Genomic DNA, 16,862 nt, shown 5'->3' on the forward strand with positions numbered 1-16,862 from the left:
TTTTTATGTTTATCGGTGAAAAAATCCGCTTGACCGCCATGCGGGCTGAAGATTTGCCTGAGTACAGGAAATGGAACAGCGAAGCGGGGTTCGGCCGCAATTATAATTCCTCACCAATCCGCGAAATTCCGGAAAAACAAGCAGAGGAATGGCTTCATGAAAATTCCAATCGGGATTTCCGCTTCGCTATCCGCCCGCTTGAAAACGAGAACTTCATGGGCGTATGCGCAATTGAAGATATTGAATGGCCGCATCGTGTCGGCTGGCTGTCAATCGCTCTTGGTTCTGATTATCAAGGCAGCGGCTGCGGCACCGAAGCGATGAAGCTGCTGCTGAATTACGCTTGGAATGAATTGAATCTGCATCGCTTGCAGCTTACTGTATTTGAATACAATAAACCCGCGATTGCAATCTATGAGAAATTAGGCTTCCAAAAAGAAGGCGTTTTCCGCGAATTTCTACAGCGCGACGGCAAGCGATTCGATATGTATTTATACGGCAAATTGGCGTCAGAACCTTCCGACTTTTGAGTGGAACGCCATTTTGTGTTACACTCAAGAAAAAATGTAGGTGATTAGAATGGTAGGAAGAAATGACCCGTGCCCATGCGGCAGCGGCAAAAAATATAAAAAATGTCACGGAAAACAACAATCCGTTTCAATTAATGATTTGGTGAACGAAGAATTATTCAAAGTACGCCAACAGTTCTTTTCGGAAAATCCGAATCAGGAACAATTACCGGCTTTCCGTCAGCTTCAGCAGGAATGGCAGCCCCGGTTAATGGAATCGATGGCAGAAAACGATGCTCAGGCTTTTGTAATCGAGAACTTCTTGTTCATGCAGAAACCCGAACTTTGGGAAGATTTCTTGATGAAGCAAATTGAGCTTGCGCAACGCCCAACGACGAAAGAAGTTCTTCAAAACTGGAAAGACGTCCGCGTATTCCTTGGCCAATACATTCAAGGCAATGAACAATCTGCCCAATTTAAAGATGCGTTCACAGGAGAGCTTTATCAAATGACTGATCAGCCTCCAACGGATATGGAAGATGGACAAGGCTTGCTTGCTATCTTGCTTCCAGATGCGCGCATTGGCGAAAATGGCGCCTTGTTCCTTAACGGCTATTTGACAGTCGTTGGCGAATTTGCTCCTTTCTTTGAACAATTGAAAGCAGCGATGGACACTGCCAATGCTAGCGACGGAACCCAGTACATTACAGATAATTACCTGACTGTAGTGGAACATATCGTTAAATATTCAACTGGGACAGTTGAAGAAAGCATTGAACTTTCACCAGAACATGAATCGGTTATGGCTGGACTTCGCAGCCATATCGCTCAAGCGGAATTCGATAAAGAAACTGTCGATAACGTGACGAGCATTTTGAACAGCTACTTGGTTAGCCAGCAGCCGACGGTCCAAAAACCGGAAGCCTTGGTTGCCGGTTACTGGAGATTCCTTCAGGATCACGAATTGATCGATGGACCGATGCTTGCTCCTAAGGACCTTAGCGAGAAATTCGGTGTTTCTTCAAGCACTATCCTAAAACGTTCAAAAGAATTCGGTGCTTATTTCGAAGAATTATTAGCAAAAAAATAAACAGTAAAAAAGCAGCCTCGGCTGCTTTTTTCATTCTCCAGGCTTTCTCCGAAACCGGATCAATATATAAATAAGTATGCCAATAACCGTTAAAAATAAATACAGCCTCAAAAAACGAATACCCAACCAAGAACTCTCGGTGAACTGAAACAGGAAATTCAACGTTGTCGCCATCGAACCTAAAATTCCCAACGCAAAAATGATTAAACCTAAGGCTTTTAGGATTTTCAATACGATTTGCATTTTCCGTCCTCCTTTGCAATTCTCTCTACATACCCTTCAACGGATTGAAGAATTCACCTTTGTTGATAACTTTAGGGAAATCGAACAAAACCGGATAAAATCCTGATATTTCGGCAAAAAAAAGGATCTTATACACATTTCTGAAAAGTTATACAGTTTTTTTGTGGAATAACTCTATTTTTTTCACTTATGCACATGTGGATAAGTGAGCATAGGAAAGAAGAAATCTTCTCACATACATGAAAAAAAAGTGCTCCGAGAACACTCGGAGCACTTTTTTCATTGGGTTTTTGGTGTTTTAGCACGCATTTTCCGGTATTCTCTTCGAGCAGGAGCCGTTTCAAAGAAAAGCTTCTCGCCTTCAGATTCCGGAATGACAGCCGGTACTGGAGTCGGTTTTCCATCATCGCCCATGGCTACTAAAGTCAGGAACGATTCGGTCGTCAGTTTTTCCTCGCCAGTCTGCAAATTCTGTGATTTAACACGGACATATACTTCCATAGAAGTCCGTCCAGTAGAAGTCACATTGGCTTCCAATTCCAATACATCTCCAACATGGGCAGAAGATAAAAAGTCGACAGAGTCAATTGAAGCTGTAACGACCACTTGGCGGCTCGAATGCTTCATCGCTGCGATTCCCGCAATTTCATCAATATAGGCTAATACTTTTCCTCCAAAGATCGAATCCATATGATTCGTATCCGGCGGCAATACCAGCTTCGTTTGGATCGTTCTTGATTCTTTCATTGGTTTTGCTTCCATTTTCTACATTCCTTTCGATGATTCTATCGGTAGATCTGATTGAATTCCCTTCTCAATGCTAGCGCGCTGAAAGCAAAACAGCAAGTTTCACGATTATGCTATAGTGAAAATGAGGGGGAATAAAAATGAGTGAATTATTGAATATTTTAAACACACCTGAATTCCAATCAAAAGACACATTAAAAAAACAATTGCATACGCTAGGGATTGGGGCAGGAGACCATGTTATGGTCCATTCCTCGCTTAAATCCATGGGATGGATTGCTGGAGGCGCACAGGCGGTTGTAGAAGCGTTAGTAGAGACCATTACAGCTGACGGCACAGTAGCGATGCCTTCGCAGTCTACGGACAACTCAGATCCCGTCTATTGGATGAACCCCCCAGTTCCTGAGAACTGGCATCAGCCAATCCGGGAAAATTTGCCGGCATTCGATCCTTTTTTAAGTGAAATGCGCGGCATGGGCAAAATTGCGGAATGCTTCCACCGCCATCCGGGCACGATTCGCAGCCCCCACCCTTCGCATTCCTTTATCGCCTGGGGCAGCAAGGCCTCTGAGTGGATGCGTGAACAGCCGCTGGAAGAATCTTTTGGCGTTGGGTCGCCGCTTGAAAAAATGCTGAAAGAACCCGTTAAGATTCTCTTGATCGGCACAGGCTTTGATTCTTGCACCGCTTTGCATTATGCAGAATTCATGCAAGAAAATCGCACCACTTCGCCTCAAGGTGCTGCCTTATTAGAAAATGGAAAGCGCGTCTGGCGCAGCTATGACTGCGTAGACATGGACTCTGATCGCTTTCCGGAGCTCGTAAAAGATTACCCTGGCCGAATTCAGGAAGGCACACTTGGCCAAGCAGCGGTGAAAATTGCCGATATGCAGCCGCTCATCGAATTTGGCATCAAGTGGCTCCGGGAACATCCTGCTCCGCCTGAAACGCCGCAAGCGTAAAGCCGGTCCATTTTGCGGACCGGCTTTACGCTTGAACTGAAATGATTTCATCCAATATGCTTTCAAGTTTATCGTTATTGGCATTAAAGGAGTCCACAAACGCATTGATAATTTCAGCAGTGCCGGGAATCTTCTCCCAATCCAGCTGATACCTAGCATTTAATGCAAGCTGCCGGGCAAACTCGCGGGTTGTTCGTCCATTGCCTTCTCGGAATGGATGAAGAGCATTCAGCTCTGCTAAATAATAAGCCAGCCGGGAAATGAATTCCTCCCGCGGCAGATTGTTCAAATAATCTTCTTCTTTTAAAGCTTGAAAAATCTTCTTCAGTTCAGGCTCAATAAATTGAGGATGCGCAAAAGAAGAAGAACCTTTGGAAATCATCTCTCTTCGCAATTCTCCAGCAAACGGATAAACATCCTGCAGAATATAGCGATGAATTTCCAAAAAAGCATCCATATTCGCCGGATTTTTCGGCGGATTGATCTTTAGCTCGGAAAGCCGGAAAAGCGTATACACTTTTTCCAGCTCTTTCAGCTTTTCCTCATCTGTTATATCGAATAGATTAATCAATACGTCCGAATCCGGGTAGCAATACATGGAGGTGTGCTGATACTTAGACATCGAATTTCATCTTGATGGCCCGATGGAATTGAGCTTCCGTCTGTTCACCCGTCAAGACCGACCGCACAAAATTCTTGTCGTCATGTGTCACTTCAAATCCCTCCGTAACCAAGGAATGCGACGCATAGGAAATTGCTTGATTGGCTTGTTCATGGGAGACCCGGTTTACTAATTTCGTCAAGATCATGACCACCTTTCATTCTTTAATTATACCATTTTTTAAGGCTTAAATCCATTGTGGCCATTGGATTTGACGGGGAAAAACCGGTTTTTCCCGATGCTTGGCAAACCGCTAAATCATGCTGGGCTGAGTTGGTCAGAAATCATAGAAAGCCGAGTATGTTTTCATGAAATTCCGGTACAAAACAGATAAGCCCTTTTTTCAGATATTACGATTCGCTAAAAAATGGCATAAAAAAGGAGCCAGCAAATGCCGGCTCTTTTTTCATGCCTGTTCTTGCAATTCTTTCGTTTCTTCAGAGGTGAAAGCCCTCGATCTCGTCAAAAATCGCTTGCCTTCCACTCCTTCGAGAGAAAACATGCCGCCGCGCCCGTCGACAACGTCAATGATTAATTGCGTATGGCTCCAGTAGTCGAATTGGTTTTTATGCATATAAAATTCAGCACCGCCGATTTCACCCATCAGCATATCCTGATCGCCGAGAAACAAATCGCCTTTCGGATAACACATCGGCGAACTGCCGTCACAACAGCCCCCTGATTGATGGAACATCACTGGCCCGTGCTTCTGTTTTAGCAGTTCAATCAATTCCAAAGCAGCATCAGTTGCCGTTACACGTTCGACCATTGCAATCCCTTCCTTTTCTAAGATCAAAAGAATCCTTGTTTGTTTTCGCTGTAGCTGACTAACATGTTTTTCGTCTGTTGGTAATGGTTCAGCATCATCAAGTGGTTTTCGCGGCCGAAACCGGACATTTTGTAACCGCCAAAAGCAGCGTGGGCTGGATATTGGTGATAGCAATTTGTCCAGACGCGTCCCGCTTGAATGCCGCGGCCGAAACGGTACGCTGTGTTCGTATCGCGCGTCCAAATGCCGGCGCCAAGGCCGTATAACGTATCATTGGCTAGTTCCAATGCTTCTTCTTTTGTTTTGAATGTCGTAACCGAAACGACTGGCCCAAAAATTTCTTCCTGGAAAATACGCATTTTGTTATTTCCTTTAAAGACGGTAGGCTGGATATAGAACCCTTCAGCTAAATCACCTTCCAGCATATTACGGTCTCCTCCTGCCAGCAATTCAGCACCTTCCTGTTTTCCGATATCCAGGTAAGACATAATTTTTTCCATTTGTTCTGTTGAAGCCTGAGCACCCATCATCGTTTCCGGATCAAGCGGATTGCCTGTTTTAATGGCTTCAACCCGTTTCAACGCACGTTCCATGAAAGCGTCATAAATGTCTTCCTGGATCAGTACACGCGAAGGACACGTACAAACTTCCCCTTGGTTCAAAGCGAACATAACAAAGCCCTCAATTGCTTTATCGAGGAACGCGTCGTCTTGGTCCATGATATCTTTGAAGAAGATATTCGGAGATTTTCCGCCGAGTTCCAATGTGACAGGGATTAAATTCTGAGAAGCATACTGCATGATCATGCGCCCAGTAGTAGTTTCACCTGTAAACGCTATTTTAGAAATCCGTGGGCTTGAAGCAAGCGGCTTCCCTGTTTCAAGACCGAAACCATTAACAATATTCAAGACACCCGGCGGCAGCAAATCGCCAACCAGTTCTGCCCATACTAAAATACTTGCCGGAGTCTGTTCGGCCGGTTTCAACACGACACAGTTTCCTGCTGCTAAAGCCGGCGCCAGTTTCCAGATAGCCATCAAGAGCGGGAAGTTCCAAGGAATGATCTGTCCGACAACACCCAGCGGCTCATGGAAATGGTAAGCAACCGTATCCTCGTCAATTTGGCTCAGTGAACCTTCCTGTGCGCGGATAGCTCCTGCGAAGTAACGGAAATGGTCAATGCCTAAAGGCAAATCGGCGTTCAGTGTTTCGCGGACTGCTTTTCCGTTATCCCACGTTTCTGCAACGGCCAGCATTTCCAAGTTCTGCTCCATGCGGTCAGCAATTTTCAATAAGATATTGGAACGTTCCGTTGTAGATGTTTTACCCCAAGCCTCTTTTGCAGCATGAGCTGCATCCAAGGCAGCTTCCACATCCTCCGCTGTCGACCGTGCGATTTCCGTGAACTTCTTGCCGTTAACCGGCGATACATTATCGAAGTACTGCCCATTTATGGGAGCTTTCCATTCACCTCCGATATAATTGTTATATCTCTCTTTAAATGTAACTTTAGAATCTGCTGTATTAGGCATTGCGTAAACCATTCCTATTCCTCCCTTTGACTGTTTTTGCCGTTTTGTATACGCTTTCATTTCTAACTTCATTTGAACGTATAAAAGAAGCGGCGATACTTCTATATTGTCAAAAAAATTCAAAAATTGCAACTGCGAGCGCTTTTATTTTATTGTGCGCTGTTTTTAGCACATCGTTTTGTTTGGATTAAATAGAGGGTATAATGAAAAAATAGAAAGAAATATGGAAGTGAAGGGATTTTTTTATATGCGAATTAATAAATTTTTGAGTGAAACTGGCATCACCTCCCGCCGCGGCGCCGATAAATTCATCGAAGCCGGGCGCGTTACGATAAACGATAAGACGGCGGAACTTGGCAGCAAAGTAGAAGACGGGGATGTCGTTCGGGTAGACGGCAAGATTATCGAGCAGCCTGAACAGCAATACGTGTATATTGCACTGAATAAGCCGGTCGGCATCACTAGTACGACCGAACGGCATATTCAAGGAAATATCGTCGATTTCGTCAATCATCCGCTGCGTATTTTCCACGTCGGCAGACTCGATAAAGATTCCGAAGGTTTGATTTTGCTGACGAACGACGGGGACATCGTCAATGAAATTTTGCGCGCTGAAAATGAACATGAAAAAGAATATATCGTTAAAGTTGATATGCCGGTGACGGATTCTTTCCTAAAAAAAATGGCTGAAGGTGTAGAGATTCTAGACACGGTTACATTGCCTGCAAAAGCGGAGAAACTGTCGAAATTCACTTTCCGCCTGACAATCCGCCAAGGATTAAACCGGCAAATCCGGCGCATGTGCCAAGCTCTAGGCTATGAAGTCCGGAATCTGCAGCGTGTGCGGATTATGAATATTCACCTCGGAGATCTTCCGGTCGGTGAATGGCGGGATCTATCCGACAGCGAACGAAACGAACTCTTCACCGAATTGGATTACAAACCTAAACGATAGGAGATTTGCGGATGCTCACATTAATGAATACACCGAATCATACAGGCGTTAAAATCAGCGGGGATTATTTTGACTTGGATGAATTGAACAAAGCCATTTACCATGTTATTGGCGATGAAAACAAATACTATGATTATGCCGGCTCCCGTATGCGCATCCTTGGAATCGCCTATGAAATTCGGCATGCAGCCCAAGGTGACCGGAATGTCGAATCCGTATTCAACGGTCTCCATGACCATACGAAAAAACAGCATGGTTTTATCGCTCCGGATAAGAATATCTACTTCTCCACCGAAATCCTTTGGCCTGAACTATTATATGCAGCTCTTGCCTTAAAAGAATTTTCTGCCTTGCACCGGAAGCAAGCTAAGCTTACTGATTGGGATATTCATTTGCCGGTCATTCAGCGATTCCAGGCACTTATCCTCGATTGCCTTCACGGCCAAGTGCCGGAAGAAGAATATCAAGCAATCTTGAAAACGTTCCAGGAAGCGCCGCCTTTAGAAGATTACGCTATCCAATACGTCGATTTTTTAAATTTGAAATACATTGAAATGCCTAAAGTCCAAAAAGAGAAGACGCTGCCGTTAATTGCGATGAAGATAGCAGCCCAAGACAAAGATTATGCGGCTTTTCGCAACCAAGTGTTGGCGGCTTCCAATCCTGAAAAACGTCCAATCCACGAAGTTCGGCTTCAAGCAGAATATCCGGAAGAAATTGTTTGGTAAAACAAAAAGGAGTTGTTCCAAATTACTTTTGGAACAACTCCTTTTCTTACGGTTTGATTTGCATCACGATCAAATCGCTTGCTTCATCTGCTTTTAAACTATGTTTTTCCTTCGGCTTCATATGGAGTATGTTTTCGTTCGTCAGCTGGATACTCTTCCCCTCTACCTTGAAAGTCACTTTGCCTTTTTTCACGATGATGACGACGTCTGCATCTGCGTCATGCTCTAAGATCATCTCATCTTTTTCCAATTGGATATTCACGATCGTCGTTTTTTCGAAAGAAGTTAATTTTTGGATGTGCTTTTGCTTTTCTCCAAGCATGTAAGGTGTTTCGATCAATTCCATTTCTCTCTCTTCCTTTCTTCTATCCCTCTTTCATTATCCATACCCTATCCACGGCAACTCAATGCAGGCGTTTCTCCGTTTAAGGTCGCCATCACAACGGGTATATCTCCTATAAGACAATTTTTCTACTATACAGGAGTGATTCGCATGAAAAAAATGATAATTCCTTTCGCTTTTCTTTTATTGCTTGGCGCCTGCGGAAACGAAGACCCCGAACCGGCGGACAGTGCCCAAACAGAAGTGGCCGCCCCGGAAGGCGAGTTGGATCCTACTGCCCCTGAAGCAGTCGATGAAGCAGAACCGACTGAATTTTCAGCGCTGATGGACGGAACAATTGAGGAAGGAGACCCGGTATCTCTTTCAGGAACCGCTGAAGAACTAACCGATGACGGCGCCTTCCCTGCCTTTATCATGAGCAACGGAGAAGAAGAGATTTTCGTACGGAACATTGCTGAGACAACGGTGGAAGCGGGAGATTCCGTCACCATCCAAGGCATCTTTGAAGGCGATGCGGAAGAAGGCATGCCGCTTGTCTCTGCATCGGTTATCGAAGTTGCCGAATAAAAAAAGATGAATTCCGGTTGTTGCGGAATTCATCTTTTTTATGTTTTTTACTCAACCAACTGGATAAACTGGCGCGTCCGTTCATTTTTTGGATTCTCAAAGAATGTCTTTGGATCTGCATCTTCAATGATGACGCCTTTATCCAACATGATGACTCGGTCTGCCACTTCTTTTGCAAACTTCATCTCATGGGTGACGACGACCATCGTCATGCCTTCCTCAGCCAGCTGTTTCATAACTTGCAGCACTTCGCCCACTAGTTCCGGATCCAATGCTGAAGTCGGTTCATCAAACAGCAGCACTTTCGGTTCCATAGCCAAAGCACGGGCGATAGCGACCCGCTGCTTCTGTCCACCGGAAAGTTTGCTTGGGTAGACTTCCGCTTTATCCGCAAGCCCCACTTTTTCAAGCAGGCCGCGTCCCAGCTGCTTCGCTTTTTCCTTATCCATTTTTTTGACGATGAGTGGCGCTTCAATCACATTTTCCAATACGGTTTTATGAGGAAAAAGGTTGAAATGCTGGAATACCATGCCGACTTCCGCACGGATATTCGCAAGTTTATCTTTTTTCGGGTTAATGGTGTGGCCATCGATCGTAATTTTTCCGCTATTCATCTCTTCCAGGAAGTTGAAGCAGCGCAGAAGCGTACTTTTTCCTGATCCACTGACACCGACAAGAACGACTACTTCCTGCGGCTTCACTTGCAGATCGATGCCTTTCAACACTTCCAGGTCTCCGAAGGATTTATGGATGTTTTCTCCGATAATCATGATTTGTCCCACCTTTATGCTTTGTCTACATCCAGTCTGTTTTCATACCATCTGACAATGTATGTGAAAATCATGACCAATACTAAATAATAGAAACCGACAACGATGAAGGTCTCGAACTGTTTAAACGAACTTGCCGCGGAACGGTTGGCTACTGAGAACAGTTCAGCTACGCCGATCATCCACACGAGGGACGAATCTTTCAGCGTGATGATGAACTGGTTGCCAAGCGGCGGAATGGAACGCCGAAGCGCTTGCGGAAAAACAATTCTCCGCATCGCTTGGTTGTTCGTCATTCCAAGAGCCCGACTGGCTTCTGTTTGTCCCGAATCGATTCCTTGAATAGCACCGCGGAAAATCTCGGCAATATAGGCACCATTATGGACGCCAAGAGCAATAGCTCCTGCCCAGAAATTATCCAAAATAATCAGCTGTGTGATCCCGAAATACAGGAACATGATCTGAACCAGTAAAGGAGTTCCCCGAATAATGGTGATATATAGATTTGCGATACCTTGAAGGATTTTGGAATTCGATATTTTCATCAATGCAAAGAACAAGCCCAGCACCGTACCGAGCACAACCGAAATGGCTGTGAGTTCAAGCGTAATGACTACCGCTTCTAAAAATCCTGGATAGGTGGTCATAAAAATATCGAATATCGTACGAAGTGTCTCCATGGCGATTCCCCTCTCTCAGTTTAGCGCAGAACTTCAATTCCTTCTGTGTCTACTTCGAGAAGGTTAGTGCCGAACCATTTTTCGGAAATCTCTGCATATGTTCCATTCTCGACGATTGCATCCAAAGCTCTGTTGACTTCATCCAATAATTCTTTGTCTTCTTTGCGTACAGCAATTGCCGCTTCTTCAATCCATAGGTTTTCTCCGATATCCTTGATTTCAAGACCGGCGTTCTGTGCTTCGAATCCGACAACATCCGCTGTGATGACAGCATCTACGCGTCCTGGCACTAAATCTTGCAAAGCGACAACATCACTATTGTAGTACTGGATATCATCTGTGTACTCTTTTGCAGCCGGTTCATATGTTGTTTGGGCAACAATCCCGATTTTCTTGCCTTCTAGATCAGCTGCTTCTTTGATGTCCGTATTGCCTTCAGCCACCCAAATTTTACCGCCGGACAGGTAATACGGGTCTGAGAACGCCACTGTTTCCGCACGTTCGTCTGTAATGGCCATTGATCCGATAATCGCATCAAATTTATTGCCGATCAGCCCTTGAATGATCGTTTCAAAAGGGTTGGTTACCGGATTATGTTCCAGCCCCATCTCTTCTGCCAATGCAGCTCCAATTTCAATGTCAAAGCCAGTCAATTGGCCGCCTTCTTCGTAGTTAAATGGTTTATAAAGTCCACTTGCAGCTGTCGTGAATTTACCTTCTTCCAATAGATTCAATCCGCTGTCTCCACTGCCTTCAGAACCTGATGAGCTTGAAGAATCTGAAGAATCATCGGACCCTCCGCATGCTGCCATAAGCATTCCAGCTGATAAAATAACCCCTAAAAATGATAATTTCTTTTTCAAAGTAATCTCCCCTTTTTTATAAATGTCCAAATCGGCTTAGCCGCTTGGGAATTGCCGGTCATTAAGTATGTTCTAATAAAAAATGTCGTTATCCCGATATACAGCTTCCACCTTCGTCAAATTGTCCCGGACTTTAGCATGGTCCTTCACGTAAACAAAACGCATGATCGACGTCAGCAAGGCATGGACGGCTGTATAGGAATCGATGTTCAAATTGGAAGTGACTGTCACAATCAGGGAAGTATCGGCATATTTCATCGCTGGAGATTCCGTGGAATCCGTCAGAATGATGATTTCAGCCCCTTTGCTTTTGGCAGTGCTGAGCAATCCGTCCAATTGCTTCGTGTAGCGCGGAAACGCAAAAGCAATAACTAAGTCGCCTTTCACTACCTTCGCCAGCCTGCTGTAACTCTGGCTATTGTCAGGCATCAGCATTTCCGCTTTCCCGAGCGCCATATTGAGCCATTCGGCAAACCAATGGATCAGCCCGAAATCAAAGAAATTTCCTGTTATGCAAATATTCTCCGCCTGGCTGATTCGATCGACTACGTAGAGCAGTTTGTCCTCATCCATCGATTTCTTCAGTTTGACGATGCTTGAAATATCCGCATCCAACAGGTTTTCCAGAAAAGATTGATCAGCCAATGGTTCCGGCTGCTCTTCCTCCACTTTCTCAATGCGCTCTTGCGCCAATTTCCGCTGAACAATCTGCTGAAATTCCGCATAGCCTTTGTATCCCAATTTTTGTGTCCATCGAATCACCGTCGATTCACTGACATTTACTCTTCTTCCTACTTCGAGAGCGGATGAAAATGCAAGAAAAATTGGTTCTTGAAAAAACAAATCTCCTACCTTTTTTTGCCCGGAACTAAAATCCTTATAAGAATCCGAAACCATTCGCAGTAAATCCTGCATATTCTACGCCCCCAAAACAAGAACTTACTCAATACCACAAATTAAGCATACTATTATGCAGGAATTCCTGCAACCATTCTCTGAAAATTCATCTTAATTAAATAATCATAAATAATTAAAAAAGTTAACAAACTTTTGTTTCATACAAACTTATTTCTACGTTATAGGTATATTCCTTACGTATTATGGACCAAATCAGATTATGTAAATCGTGCTATGAAATCTTTAAAAAAATAGAGGGGGAATAGAAAAATATGCAGGATTTCGAAGACTTAGAAAAATCATTCCCTAGTCTTTCATTTTCTAAACGCTATTTCAAATTCCTGTAAATGATTTTTAAAAATGAGGAAAAAGAGAAAGTCGAGACGGGAGAAGTATTTCCACAAAAGAAGGGTATGGAGAAAATAGAGTGTGATGGACGCTATTTCCCTTAAAATGTCTTATACTCGTTGTATAACTATTGTATCGGAGTGATGAGTTTGGCTTTGGAAGATTGGATTTTTCGGTTGTTTTTATTTTGGTACAGCATCGGCATCATCTTATTAGGGTTTGATATCTTGCCTGCCTGGCTTGAGTGGGCGAATGCTTTCTTTCTAATTCTTTCAGGCACTTTAGGTTTTCTTTATTTCCTGAAAAGATTCGGGAAATTTACCGGGAGCATTTTAGGTGCTGTCATATTCATTTTTACTTTTGTGGTCGAAGGAATGGGAGCTGGCGTCGGTTTTTTGTTCGGTTCCTATGATTACACGGAGAAATTTGCACCGAATGTTTTTGGCGTCCCGATTGCCATCGGTTTCGCTTGGCTGATGGTCATGGCAACCACCCATGTACTGGCACGCTGGATCTATCCTTCAGGCGGCGTGCTTTATGCAATTATCGGCGGAATCGGGGCTGTCATCATGGACTTGATCATTGACCCTGTCGCATATCTCATTAAAGGCTACTGGATTTGGGAAGACACCGGCTTTTACTATGATATTCCTTGGACCAATTTCTTCGGCTGGTTTGTCGTAGCGTTCCTCTTACATATGCTGATCGATTGGCTGATGAAGCGCAAATCATTGGCAGTCTATTCTGAAGTACCGGAAAAGCGCATGGCTTTGCTTTATGTATTGATGATTGCCATGTTCGTGATGCTTGCCCTATTAGGAAAACTTTGGCTTGCAGCAGGGGTGACCACTGCATTGACCGTGATTTTCTCAATGACAGCTTGGAGAAGGAGGATTTCATGATTAAAGCGAAAAAGAAAAAATCATTCGAGCTTGCCTTCGATTCCTATTTGAAGCCCTTGCTCCGCTCTTCTTTTTCCAATCTTTTCGGACGGGGCATCGAAGCTCCGTCCGAAAAGCCCGTTATCTTCATCGCCAATCACAGTTCCTGGTGGGACGGATTGATTTTCTTTTATTTGAATAAACAATTTTGGAAACATGATATCCACATGATGATGCACGAAAGCGGACTTACGCGCTATCCTTATTTCCGTTTTCTCGGCGCTTTTTCAATCAACCGGAAAAAGCCGAAAGACATTATGGCATCGCTTGAATATACGGAACAATTATTAAAGGATGGGAAATCGGTGGTCTTATTCCCGCAAGGCGATGAATTTCACCAAGAAAGCCGTCCGCTGACTTTTCATAATGGCGTCATCTATCTGCTGGAGCGCTGTCCAGATATTCCAATCATCCCCATCAGCCTTTACTATTCGTTCCGGCATGAGCGGAAACCGGAAGTATGGATCGACCAAAAGAAGGACTTTTACTACCGAGACATCCCAGGCGGGAAAAGAAAAGAGAAAACCGCTTTTTTGGAAACCTTCTGCACAGAACACCTGGATGAATTAAAAGGATTTGTTGTGGCTGAACAGACGGATGCATTTCAGGAACTCCGGAAAAGGAGGAAGTCGTGATGCTCAGCATCTATATTATGCTTCTCTCCTGTTTTTTGCTTTGGACCATCTTCAACAGCTTTTTCCTTCCAGCCTTGCCGGTTTCATTTTCCACTAAGGAAACACCCGCCATTTCGGTTTTGGTGCCGATGCGCAACGAAGAACGAAATGTAGAAACGATCATTTCTTCGATGAAAGCATTGAATTATCCGCATCTGGAAATGATTGTACTGAACGACCAATCCACTGACCGGACGCAGGAATTATTGGAGCTGGCAATCGCTGGTGATACCCGCTTTAAAATCATCCAAGGAAAAGAATTGCCGGATGGCTGGGTAGGAAAAGTACATGCCTGCCATCAGTTGCAGCAAGCGGCGCACGGCGACTATTTACTGTTTGCCGATGCCGACATCCGCTTCCTTCCTTCCAGCGTCGGGCAAACCCTTTCCCTGATGAAACAAAAAAACGCAGCTTTGCTTTCCGGCTTTCCTGCATTCGATGTGCCGCCGCTGCTCAGTAAATTGATGGTGCCGATGCTTCATTTTGTGGTGTTTTTCCACTTGCCGATCGCATTAGCCAATTATACGAAAATGCCGGCAGCCACAGCCGCAAACGGAATGTGGATGATGTTCGAAAGGAAAAGTTATGACGAAATCGGCGGCCATGCTGCTGTACGCGGTTCGCTTGTAGAAGACGTACATATCGCCAGAAAAATCAAAGCGTCCGGCCAGAAAATGCTGTTGGCGAATATCACCAAATCGGTCCGTTGCCGAATGTACGAAAAGAACAGCGAGGTGTGGGAAGGCTTTCTTAAAAATAGCTATACCGGAATCGGCAGATCCCCGCTGATCGCTTGCGGTTTGACTCTTTTCTATACGCTGTTTTACATTGCTCCTCTATTTTTAGCTGTTTTCGGTTTGTTTAAAGGCGAATTCCTTTTCGTCCTTCCTTATTTGCTGACAGTGCTGCAGCAAGGCTATGTCCTTATCAAAACACAACAGCGCGTTCTTCTCGCCTTCCTCATGCCTTTTCAAGCCGCAGCAATGATTGCAGTATTGCTCACAGCCATGTGGAAATCTTGGCGAAAGAAGACCTATTCATGGAAAGGCAGGCAATATTCATGAAAGATGTAATCATTATCGGTGCCGGGCTCGGTGGCTTGTCTGCCGCAGTCACGCTTGCCCATGCCGGATTCAAGGTTCAATTGATCGAAAAAAATAGCCATTACGGCGGAAAACTCATGCCTGTAAAATTAGGCAGCCATCATTTCGATTTCGGCCCTAATACCATCACTATGCCTCAAGTCTTTCAAAACATCATCGAGCAAACCGGCGAGCCGGCCGAAAATTACTTCGAATTGCTGCCAGTGAAAATGCACACACGAAATCATTTTCCGGACGGCACACAAATCGATTTCAGCTCAGATGCCAGCGAAATGGCTCGCCAGCTGCAGTCTTTTTCCGAAAAAGATGCCGGCCGCTATCCTGATTTCATCAAAGAAGTCAGCCGGCTATACGATATGTCTGAACGCTATTTCTTCCCTTCCATCTTCCAATCCTGGACCGATTACCTTTCGCCTTCTTTAGGGAAGTCCCTATTAAAAGTCCGGCCATTGGAAAATATGCATCATTTCTTTTCACGCTATTTTACAAATCCGCAGTTCATCCTAGCACTTGATCGGTATGCGACTTATATCGGTTCTTCTCCTTTTAAAGCGCCGGCTACCTTTTCCATGATTGCTTATCTTGAATTGGTGCAGGGAGTTTTTTATGCAAAAGGAGGAAACGTGTCAATTGCCAATGGTTTTGCAGCAGTTGCCGAGAAACAAGGCGCAGTTTTACGGAAAAATACCGAGGTTTCAAAAATCCTGGTAAAAGATAAAAAGGCAGTAGGCGTCGAATTGGCAGATGGTTCAACACTAGATGCAGATCTTGTGATTTTAAACGGCGATCTGTTATCAGCTTTCCCCAAACTGGTCAGCGAAGAACACCGCCCTTCCTTTACAGATGCTAAAATCAGCCGATTCGAACCTTCTATCTCTGCTTTTGTCATCACAGCTGCGCTGAATAAACATTTAGACGGCTTAAAGCATCACAATGTTTTTTTCTCAAGCGATTACGAAAAAGAATTCCATGAATTGTTTGCGCTAAAAGACTACAGCGAAGAGCCGACCATCTATATCAGCAACTCTTCCTATACTGACCCGTCCGTATCACCTGATGGCGATAATCTATTCATCCTGGTCAACGCGCCGGCACTTGATGAAAATGGCAAACTTCAAATTGAGCCGGAGCAGTATAAAGAAAAAATCTACGATTACTTGGATCGATACGGAATTGATATCAGAAGCTCGCTGATCGAGGACAAGGTTTTTACTTCTTCCTTTATCCAGGAAAAATTCGGGGCGTACCAAGGCGCTTTGTATGGACCGTCCTCGCATCGAAAAAAAGACGCTTTCCTGCGACCTTCAAATGCCAGCAGTGACATCAAAGACTTGTATTTCATCGGCGGCAGCACACATCCTGGCGGCGGGTCCCCGATGGTGACGATGAGCGGCCAGAATTTAGCCAAGCGGATCATCAAAAAATACCGATAAAAAAAGACGACGGGAAATGGATCATTTCCCGTCGTCTTTTTCATTTA

The 16,862-nt window shown here is 44.5% G+C and carries 21 protein-coding genes; 10 read left to right on the forward strand and 11 right to left on the reverse strand.

Annotated elements, in window-relative coordinates; genetic code table 11:
• The first annotated feature begins 5 nt into the window (after window positions 1–5).
• Window positions 6–530 carry a GNAT family N-acetyltransferase gene (locus AC2EXB_RS16625; protein WP_235197323.1) on the forward strand — a complete coding sequence of 175 codons (525 nt, stop codon included), beginning with the start codon at window positions 6–8 and terminating at the stop codon, window positions 528–530.
• Between the two features lie 49 nt (window positions 531–579).
• Window positions 580–1,599, forward strand: a complete 1,020-nt coding sequence (locus tag AC2EXB_RS16630) for a YecA family protein (protein WP_483602404.1) — start codon at window positions 580–582, stop codon at window positions 1,597–1,599.
• A gap of 30 nt (window positions 1,600–1,629) precedes the next feature.
• Here AC2EXB_RS16630 and AC2EXB_RS16635 read toward each other — a convergent pair whose 3' ends face one another.
• Both AC2EXB_RS16635 and AC2EXB_RS16640 read right to left on the reverse strand, forming a co-directional pair.
• The gene (locus tag AC2EXB_RS16635) at window positions 1,630–1,842 is read right to left on the reverse strand and encodes a hypothetical protein (RefSeq protein WP_483602405.1); all 213 of its coding nucleotides are present in this window, start codon (window positions 1,840–1,842) and stop codon (window positions 1,630–1,632) included.
• Between the two features lie 279 nt (window positions 1,843–2,121).
• Window positions 2,122–2,604, reverse strand: a complete 483-nt coding sequence (locus AC2EXB_RS16640) for an acyl-CoA thioesterase (protein ID WP_235197325.1) — start codon at window positions 2,602–2,604, stop codon at window positions 2,122–2,124.
• Between the two features lie 125 nt (window positions 2,605–2,729).
• Between AC2EXB_RS16640 and AC2EXB_RS16645 the strand changes: the two genes are divergently transcribed.
• A complete protein-coding gene (locus tag AC2EXB_RS16645; RefSeq protein WP_483602406.1) occupies window positions 2,730–3,551 on the forward strand; it encodes an AAC(3) family N-acetyltransferase in 822 nt (273 codons plus the stop codon).
• 25 nt (window positions 3,552–3,576) lie between these two features.
• Here AC2EXB_RS16645 and AC2EXB_RS16650 read toward each other — a convergent pair whose 3' ends face one another.
• The 4 genes from AC2EXB_RS16650 to adh all read right to left on the reverse strand — a co-directional run bounded on the left by AC2EXB_RS16650 (window position 3,577) and on the right by adh (window position 6,525).
• Window positions 3,577–4,173, reverse strand: a complete 597-nt coding sequence (locus AC2EXB_RS16650) for a Fic/DOC family protein (RefSeq protein ID WP_235197327.1) — start codon at window positions 4,171–4,173, stop codon at window positions 3,577–3,579.
• Window positions 4,166–4,360, reverse strand: a complete 195-nt coding sequence (locus tag AC2EXB_RS16655; RefSeq protein ID WP_235197328.1) for a hypothetical protein — start codon at window positions 4,358–4,360, stop codon at window positions 4,166–4,168. The genes AC2EXB_RS16650 and AC2EXB_RS16655 overlap by 8 nt, the downstream gene beginning before the upstream one ends.
• A gap of 258 nt (window positions 4,361–4,618) precedes the next feature.
• Window positions 4,619–4,981, reverse strand: a complete 363-nt coding sequence (locus AC2EXB_RS16660; protein ID WP_235197329.1) for a DUF779 domain-containing protein — start codon at window positions 4,979–4,981, stop codon at window positions 4,619–4,621.
• Between the two features lie 23 nt (window positions 4,982–5,004).
• Window positions 5,005–6,525 (reverse strand): aldehyde dehydrogenase, encoded by a 1,521-nt coding sequence (adh, locus tag AC2EXB_RS16665; RefSeq protein WP_235197330.1) that lies wholly within the window; start codon window positions 6,523–6,525, stop codon window positions 5,005–5,007.
• A gap of 235 nt (window positions 6,526–6,760) precedes the next feature.
• On the opposite strand from adh, the gene rluF reads away from it, so the two are divergent.
• Both rluF and AC2EXB_RS16675 read left to right on the forward strand, forming a co-directional pair.
• Window positions 6,761–7,468: a 23S rRNA pseudouridine(2604) synthase RluF gene (gene rluF / locus AC2EXB_RS16670; RefSeq protein WP_483602407.1), complete on the forward strand. Its 708-nt coding sequence runs from the start codon at window positions 6,761–6,763 to the stop codon at window positions 7,466–7,468.
• 11 nt (window positions 7,469–7,479) lie between these two features.
• On the forward strand, window positions 7,480–8,196 hold the full coding sequence (locus AC2EXB_RS16675) for a DUF6904 family protein (protein ID WP_483602408.1): 717 nt from the start codon (window positions 7,480–7,482) through the stop codon (window positions 8,194–8,196).
• Window positions 8,197–8,242: 46 nt separating this feature from the next.
• On the opposite strand, the gene AC2EXB_RS16680 is transcribed toward AC2EXB_RS16675, so the two are convergent.
• The gene (locus AC2EXB_RS16680) at window positions 8,243–8,542 is read right to left on the reverse strand and encodes a cupin domain-containing protein (RefSeq protein ID WP_483602409.1); all 300 of its coding nucleotides are present in this window, start codon (window positions 8,540–8,542) and stop codon (window positions 8,243–8,245) included.
• Window positions 8,543–8,689: 147 nt separating this feature from the next.
• Here AC2EXB_RS16680 and AC2EXB_RS16685 point away from each other — a divergent pair, with 147 nt between their 5' ends.
• Entirely contained in the window at window positions 8,690–9,106 is a 417-nt protein-coding gene (locus tag AC2EXB_RS16685) for a hypothetical protein (protein WP_483602410.1), read from the forward strand.
• A gap of 47 nt (window positions 9,107–9,153) precedes the next feature.
• On the opposite strand, the gene AC2EXB_RS16690 is transcribed toward AC2EXB_RS16685, so the two are convergent.
• The 4 genes from AC2EXB_RS16690 to AC2EXB_RS16705 form a co-directional block, all read right to left on the reverse strand.
• Complete coding sequence (locus AC2EXB_RS16690; protein WP_235197334.1) at window positions 9,154–9,876, reverse strand: amino acid ABC transporter ATP-binding protein; 723 nt, start codon at window positions 9,874–9,876, stop codon at window positions 9,154–9,156.
• Between the two features lie 14 nt (window positions 9,877–9,890).
• Window positions 9,891–10,556, reverse strand: a complete 666-nt coding sequence (locus AC2EXB_RS16695; protein ID WP_235197335.1) for an amino acid ABC transporter permease — start codon at window positions 10,554–10,556, stop codon at window positions 9,891–9,893.
• A 20-nt stretch (window positions 10,557–10,576) separates the two neighbouring features.
• Window positions 10,577–11,419 (reverse strand): transporter substrate-binding domain-containing protein, encoded by an 843-nt coding sequence (locus tag AC2EXB_RS16700; RefSeq protein ID WP_483602411.1) that lies wholly within the window; start codon window positions 11,417–11,419, stop codon window positions 10,577–10,579.
• 72 nt (window positions 11,420–11,491) lie between these two features.
• A complete protein-coding gene (locus AC2EXB_RS16705; protein ID WP_235197337.1) occupies window positions 11,492–12,334 on the reverse strand; it encodes a MurR/RpiR family transcriptional regulator in 843 nt (280 codons plus the stop codon).
• Between the two features lie 473 nt (window positions 12,335–12,807).
• Here AC2EXB_RS16705 and AC2EXB_RS16710 point away from each other — a divergent pair, with 473 nt between their 5' ends.
• Genes AC2EXB_RS16710 through AC2EXB_RS16725 form a run of 4 tightly spaced genes read left to right on the forward strand, consistent with a single transcriptional unit; the run spans window position 12,808 to window position 16,815 of the window.
• The gene (locus tag AC2EXB_RS16710) at window positions 12,808–13,566 is read left to right on the forward strand and encodes a carotenoid biosynthesis protein (RefSeq protein WP_483602412.1); all 759 of its coding nucleotides are present in this window, start codon (window positions 12,808–12,810) and stop codon (window positions 13,564–13,566) included.
• Window positions 13,563–14,240, forward strand: coding sequence for a lysophospholipid acyltransferase family protein (locus tag AC2EXB_RS16715; protein ID WP_235197339.1), 678 nt, complete (start codon window positions 13,563–13,565; stop codon window positions 14,238–14,240). Before AC2EXB_RS16710 ends, AC2EXB_RS16715 begins: the two co-directional genes overlap by 4 nt.
• A complete protein-coding gene (locus AC2EXB_RS16720) occupies window positions 14,240–15,343 on the forward strand; it encodes a glycosyltransferase family 2 protein (RefSeq protein ID WP_483602413.1) in 1,104 nt (367 codons plus the stop codon). Before AC2EXB_RS16715 ends, AC2EXB_RS16720 begins: the two co-directional genes overlap by 1 nt.
• Window positions 15,340–16,815, forward strand: coding sequence for a phytoene desaturase family protein (locus AC2EXB_RS16725; RefSeq protein WP_483602414.1), 1,476 nt, complete (start codon window positions 15,340–15,342; stop codon window positions 16,813–16,815). Before AC2EXB_RS16720 ends, AC2EXB_RS16725 begins: the two co-directional genes overlap by 4 nt.
• The last annotated feature ends 47 nt before the right edge of the window (window positions 16,816–16,862 follow it).

The organism is Planococcus alkaliphilus, from assembly GCF_057031095.1.